A 4881-nucleotide genomic window follows, 5' to 3' on the forward strand; every position below is an offset into this window, starting at 1 on the left:
CCCGCCGAGGAGTGTGGCGCTCCTTCCGGCGCCACACTCCTCGGCATCTCGCCGGGCGCTACGCGCCGACGTCCACCGCCCTCTTGTCGAAGTCCCCCAGCCAGTTCGCCCGTGCGTCGCAGCCGCCGATGTAGATGGCCCCGCCCACGCCGTCGCCGAGGCCGCCCAGGTCACCACATGCCTGGGCGTTCCACCACGACGACGCCTTATACATGAACCCGAACCTGCGGAGGCTCTGCCACCCTTCGTCCCGGAACTGCAAACGCCGCCCCGGTACGGGATCGCCGTTGAAGTTGTGGTTGAAGTTCACCTGCTCGAACAGGCAGAGCCAGCCACTGGGACATGGGCTGGCCGCCGCCGCAACGGCGGTGCGTGCCGCAACGCCGGCCAGGCCAGCGACGCCCGCGACGGAGGCGGCGTCGGCCTGCTGCTTCGTGGCGTAGCAGCGGACGTCCGCGGGTGAGTAGACGGCGCAGGTCTGGGCACCCCCCCAGCTGCGGGCCAGGTCGATCTTGCGGCCGGCGAACGACGCCAACGCGCCGTGGGGTTCCGCCGTGCCGGCGGTCGCCGCGGAGTTCACCGGCGTCGTCGTGCGGGCGGCCGCCGGCACGGCGGTGCCGGTCAACCCGCCGACGACAGCAAGCATGGTCAGTACCAACATGGTGCGGGTGAGTTTCATGGGTCTTCCTCCGCGGTCTGGATGCTGTCCCGAGGCCTCCGGCACCGTCGCAGTCATGGGTTGAATACCGATGGAATCCGGATTGAGACTGCGTCCGCGGCGCGTCGCGATCCAAGATCACATTCGCCTGCGGAGAGGATGCCCGTTCGATGATCGTCCGCTTCCGCTGATGCCGGTGCTGCCGCCGTGGCCTGCCGATCCACCCGCGAGCGGTGCCGTGATCCTGCGCAGGTTCGTGGACGAGGACGTGCCGATGGCGCTCGACCTGGCGACGGACCCGTACGTGCCGCTGATCGGCACGCTGCCGGCGCACGCCACCCGACCAGAGGCCCGGGAGTGGATCCGGCGCAACGTGAGCCGGTGGGAGGAGGGGGCCGGGTTCTCCTTCGCCGTCGCCGACGCGGCCACGGGCCGGGCGGTCGGTGCGGCGGGGCTGTGGCTGGCCGAGTGGGACCGTGGCCGCGGAAGGGCGGGGTACTCCGTAGCGCCTGCCGAACGTGGTCACGGCTATGCGGCGGCGGCTCTCACGGCATTGACAGCCTTCGCCTGGACGCTGCCCGGCCTGCATCGGGTCGAGTTGCACATCGAGCCGTGGAATGCCGCTTCGCTGCGCACGGCCGAGCGCGCCGGATACGTTCGGGAGGGGCTGCTGCGCAGCCATCAGGAGATCGGCGGCCGACGGAGGGACATGCTGCTGTACGCAGCCATCCGACCGGACCATCCGACCTGATCACACCGGAGGCGGGACCGCAGGCTGACCGGCCTTTCGGATCGCGCGGATCGGGCGAGGCGCATCTGCTGCGAAGATAGTCCGATGTCGACCGTCAGGAGACTTCTTCGGGTGGTGGCCGCTGGCCTCGTCGTGACGCCGGCCCTGGCGGGTTGCTCGGGCGGTGACGACGCCGCACCGGATGGCGGCGCATCGACCATCACCGTCGCCATGATGCAAGCGGGCGTGCTGCAACCCGCCGACATCGGGCAGACCTGGCTACGCCCCGAGCAGACGCCGCCGACCACGAGCCTGGTCCCGTTCTGTGGCGGGTCCGCCGCACGTCCGGCGACGCCCGGCAAACCCTCCGTGATCGCGTCGTCACTGGCTGACGAGGGAAAGGCGGGCGCGCAGGCCTTCGACCAAGCCGGGCTCGTGTACCCCGACGTCGCGTCGGCCAAGTCCGCCGTCGAGACCCTGCGCGCCGCGGCGGACGCCTGCACGCCGACCGTGTCCCAGGCCGCCGAGACGCGAGGCGAGGGCGTCGAGCCCGGGTACACGGAGAACACCTCGACCGAGCCCCTGACGTCGGGCGGATGGAGCGGCTTCGTGGTGATTCGGCACAAGGTGTACGAGGCGTCGAGCCCCGGCACGGCCGACACCGCCATTGCCGTGCTCGCTGAGGAGAACGCCGTCGTCGTCGCCAGCTACGGGCTCTACTGGGTGGGCCGGCAGACCACCGGACCCGAGTTCACGACCGACTGGCGCCGCCTGGTCGGAACGGTGCTGAGCCGTGTCGACAAGACGCAGAGCGGCCGGCCCACGACCGGCTGAGCACGGCCCGGGGCACCCGGCCCGGGGCACCCGGCACGGGCGCAAGTCTGCTGTGCCGACTTTGCGCTGCTCCCGCCCGTCAGGACGTGGGCAGATCCACTCTGCGCCCGAGTCCGAAGTGGGGTGCCTCGTCGTCGGTCACCCTGGCGAAGACGCCACCGGGGACACCGGGGAGTCCGGCCACCCTCGACGCCACCGACAGCACGGTGAGCTCATCGGCTCCGGTGAGGAAGAAGACGTAGTGGTCGCGGTGCTCTTCGCCGCCGTCGTACTGCTGGGCGCCGTCCGATTCCTCGAGGAGGGCCAGGTACTCCTCGACGTCCTCGATCCACGAGAACGGATGCACCCCACCGGGTTTGGGCACGGTCAGCGGTACGTGAATCTCGACGATCAGCCGCGGCATGTCCCGACCCGTCAGCTCCCCGAACCGTCGCCCGGCACCGACGGCTCGAGCCTGAACACGGGGATCTCGCGGGTCGGTGCCCAGCGGCGGTAGTGGCTGAAGCCGGGGAAGACCTCCTCGCCGCGCCGGTAGCCATGCTCCCGGTCTGACCCGAGCAGCTCGCGTGCCACCACGTCACGGCGAACGCCGTTGAGGCTGATCGTTGCGCGCGGATTCGCCCGCAGGTTGTGGCACCAGGCCGGGTTGCGTGGCCGGCCGAAGTTGGAGGCGATCAGGATCGTGTCCTCACCCTTCTGCAGCCCGAGCAGGGGCACGGTCCGGAGGGCGCCGGTCTTGGCGCCGGTGGTCGTCAACATCGTGATCTCCACTCCGGCCAGCCACGCGGAGGCGCTGGTCCGCCCGCCGCCCACCGCACCAGCCGGTGGAAGCGCCGTGCCTGCCGGTAGCTCTCCATGCTCGTCAAGCTACCAAGACTCACTGCACCACCACCGGCGCCCGGTCAGCGGCGGGGCACCGTTCCCAGCGACTCGGCCTCGGACAGGTCGATCACCTTGCGGTCCTCGGCCTGCTGGACACCGAGCTGCGGCCAACTCGCCATCAAGCCGCGACGGCGGGTCGAGCCCCACTCCATGCTCATCAGGACCGAGCCGCCCCACTCGCCCCCGACCGTTCCCACCAGCCGGGCCTGCGGCCGAGCGCGAGGCCCGGCTCACGGTCGCAGGGTGGCGGCCAGGGCCGGCGGGTCCAGCGGCAGGTCGAGGGCATGCAGGACCGAGGAGCGCACGACGTCGGCCGGCGCGAGCGCGCGCGGGCCGGCGCCGTTGCCGGTCGCCGTGAGGTGCCGGTCACGGCCACAGCGCCTGTCCGACAGCGATGCCACAGAACGCGGACCCCAGCCCGGCCGCCACGCTGGCGGCGACGTTGAACACGGCATACACGCGGACCCGTTCCTCCAGCAGCCGGATCGTCTCGAACCCGAAGGTGGAGTAGGTGGTCAGCGCCCCGCACAGGCCGACACCGACCAGCGCGCCGGCACTGCCGGGGACCTGGTCGACGGACACGCCGCGGATGAGCACGCCGAGGACGAAGGAGCCGATCGTGTTGGCGCTGAACGTGCCCCACGGAAAGACCGAGTCGTGGCGGGTCTGCACCATCCGGTCGGCCAGGTAGCGCAGCGGCGCACCGACCGCGCCGCCGAGCGCGACGAGCAGCAGCGTCATCGCGACGTCCGGGCGCCGGAGCGGCCGACGTAGCGGATGACCTCCACCGGATCGATGATCACCAGACCTTCGGTGACGAGCTCGTCGAGCTGGGGCAGGAACTCGCGGACCCGGTCCTCCTCGTCCACGATGATCACCGCTACCGGCAGGTCCTCGGACAGCGACAGCAGCCGGGTGGTGTGGATGCGAGAGCTGGCACCGTAACCTTCGACGCCGCGCAGCACCGACGCACCGGCCAGCCCGGCGCGGTGGGCCCGGGAGACGATCTCGTGATAGAGCGGCTTGTGGTGCCACGTATCGTCCTCGCCGAGGAAAATGGTCAGCCGCACGGCCGGTCCTTCGAGCTTCATGACGGTCTCCTCGTTCGCCGGGCGGCGGTGGGCCTCTTTCCGGGCAGGGAGCGGGTGGCCAGCCTGGTGACGGCGACACCGAGGTACACGGCGGCCAGGGCCGCCGCAACTGTGCCCGCCAGGTACGCGAGGGCGGCGCGTGGTTCGCCGGCGGCCACCAGCTGCTGCACCTCGACCGTGTACGTGGAGAACGTCGTGTACCCGCCGAGCACACCGACGCCGAGGAACGGCCGCAGCAGCCGGTGCGCGGCCCACACCTCGGTGATCAGGACCATCAACATGCCGATCAGCAGACAACCCGAGACGTTGGTGACGAACGTCGCCCACGGAAACTCGCCCGGCCGGTGCGGCCACGCGGCCGCCAGACCGTAGCGGGCCATCGCCCCCAGGGCGCCACCGGCGGAGACGGCGGCCAGGACCGACCAGGAACCGCGGGCCAGCTCGCGTCGTTGGCGCGGAATCCGCAGGTCGACGTCCGAGTCGATGGGTTGGTCGACGGGCTGGTCGACGGGCTGCCGGGCCGCTTGACTCACGCGAGATCTCTCCTACCAGTGGCGCGCTGAAACTGGTAGGGACCGTTGGCGGGCGTGCCGCGGTTCCCCGGCGGGCGGGGCGGCGGGCCCCACCGCCGCGGGACGGCGAGCCGCCTCCGGCCCCCAGGATAGCGGCCCGGCCCGGGGGCCCGC

Annotated in this window: 10 protein-coding genes; 2 read left to right on the forward strand and 8 right to left on the reverse strand. The window is 71.5% G+C overall.

Translation table 11 applies throughout. The annotated features are described in order from the left end of the window. Positions 1-58: 58 nt before the first annotated feature. Entirely contained in the window at positions 59-679 is a 621-nt protein-coding gene (locus AC08OU_RS22540) for a peptidase inhibitor family I36 protein (RefSeq protein WP_476605728.1), read from the reverse strand. 217 nt (positions 680-896) lie between these two features. Here AC08OU_RS22540 and AC08OU_RS22545 point away from each other — a divergent pair, with 217 nt between their 5' ends. Both AC08OU_RS22545 and AC08OU_RS22550 read left to right on the forward strand, forming a co-directional pair. Next, on the forward strand, positions 897-1409 hold the full coding sequence (locus AC08OU_RS22545) for a GNAT family N-acetyltransferase (protein WP_476605729.1): 513 nt from the start codon (positions 897-899) through the stop codon (positions 1407-1409). An 84-nt stretch (positions 1410-1493) separates the two neighbouring features. After that, positions 1494-2222: a hypothetical protein gene (locus tag AC08OU_RS22550; RefSeq protein ID WP_476605730.1), complete on the forward strand. Its 729-nt coding sequence runs from the start codon at positions 1494-1496 to the stop codon at positions 2220-2222. A gap of 79 nt (positions 2223-2301) precedes the next feature. Here the strand turns inward: AC08OU_RS22550 and AC08OU_RS22555 are convergent, their stop codons facing one another. From AC08OU_RS22555 to crcB (AC08OU_RS22585), 7 genes are all read right to left on the reverse strand, one after another. Beyond that, positions 2302-2625, reverse strand: coding sequence for a hypothetical protein (locus AC08OU_RS22555; RefSeq protein WP_476605731.1), 324 nt, complete (start codon positions 2623-2625; stop codon positions 2302-2304). Between the two features lie 11 nt (positions 2626-2636). Beyond that, positions 2637-3035: a nitroreductase family deazaflavin-dependent oxidoreductase gene (locus tag AC08OU_RS22560; RefSeq protein WP_476605732.1), complete on the reverse strand. Its 399-nt coding sequence runs from the start codon at positions 3033-3035 to the stop codon at positions 2637-2639. A gap of 89 nt (positions 3036-3124) precedes the next feature. Next, complete coding sequence (locus tag AC08OU_RS22565) at positions 3125-3301, reverse strand: hypothetical protein (protein ID WP_476605733.1); 177 nt, start codon at positions 3299-3301, stop codon at positions 3125-3127. A 33-nt stretch (positions 3302-3334) separates the two neighbouring features. Continuing rightward, complete coding sequence (locus AC08OU_RS22570) at positions 3335-3505, reverse strand: hypothetical protein (RefSeq protein ID WP_476605734.1); 171 nt, start codon at positions 3503-3505, stop codon at positions 3335-3337. Further along, entirely contained in the window at positions 3471-3845 is a 375-nt protein-coding gene (gene crcB, locus AC08OU_RS22575) for a fluoride efflux transporter CrcB (RefSeq protein WP_476605735.1), read from the reverse strand. Before crcB (AC08OU_RS22575) ends, AC08OU_RS22570 begins: the two co-directional genes overlap by 35 nt. Beyond that, positions 3842-4195 carry a DUF190 domain-containing protein gene (locus AC08OU_RS22580; RefSeq protein ID WP_476605736.1) on the reverse strand — a complete coding sequence of 118 codons (354 nt, stop codon included), beginning with the start codon at positions 4193-4195 and terminating at the stop codon, positions 3842-3844. The genes crcB (AC08OU_RS22575) and AC08OU_RS22580 overlap by 4 nt, the downstream gene beginning before the upstream one ends. After that, complete coding sequence (crcB, locus tag AC08OU_RS22585; protein WP_476605737.1) at positions 4192-4728, reverse strand: fluoride efflux transporter CrcB; 537 nt, start codon at positions 4726-4728, stop codon at positions 4192-4194. The genes AC08OU_RS22580 and crcB (AC08OU_RS22585) overlap by 4 nt, the downstream gene beginning before the upstream one ends. Positions 4729-4881: the final 153 nt, after the last annotated feature.

Source organism: Frankia sp. CcMO1 (assembly GCF_977945845.1).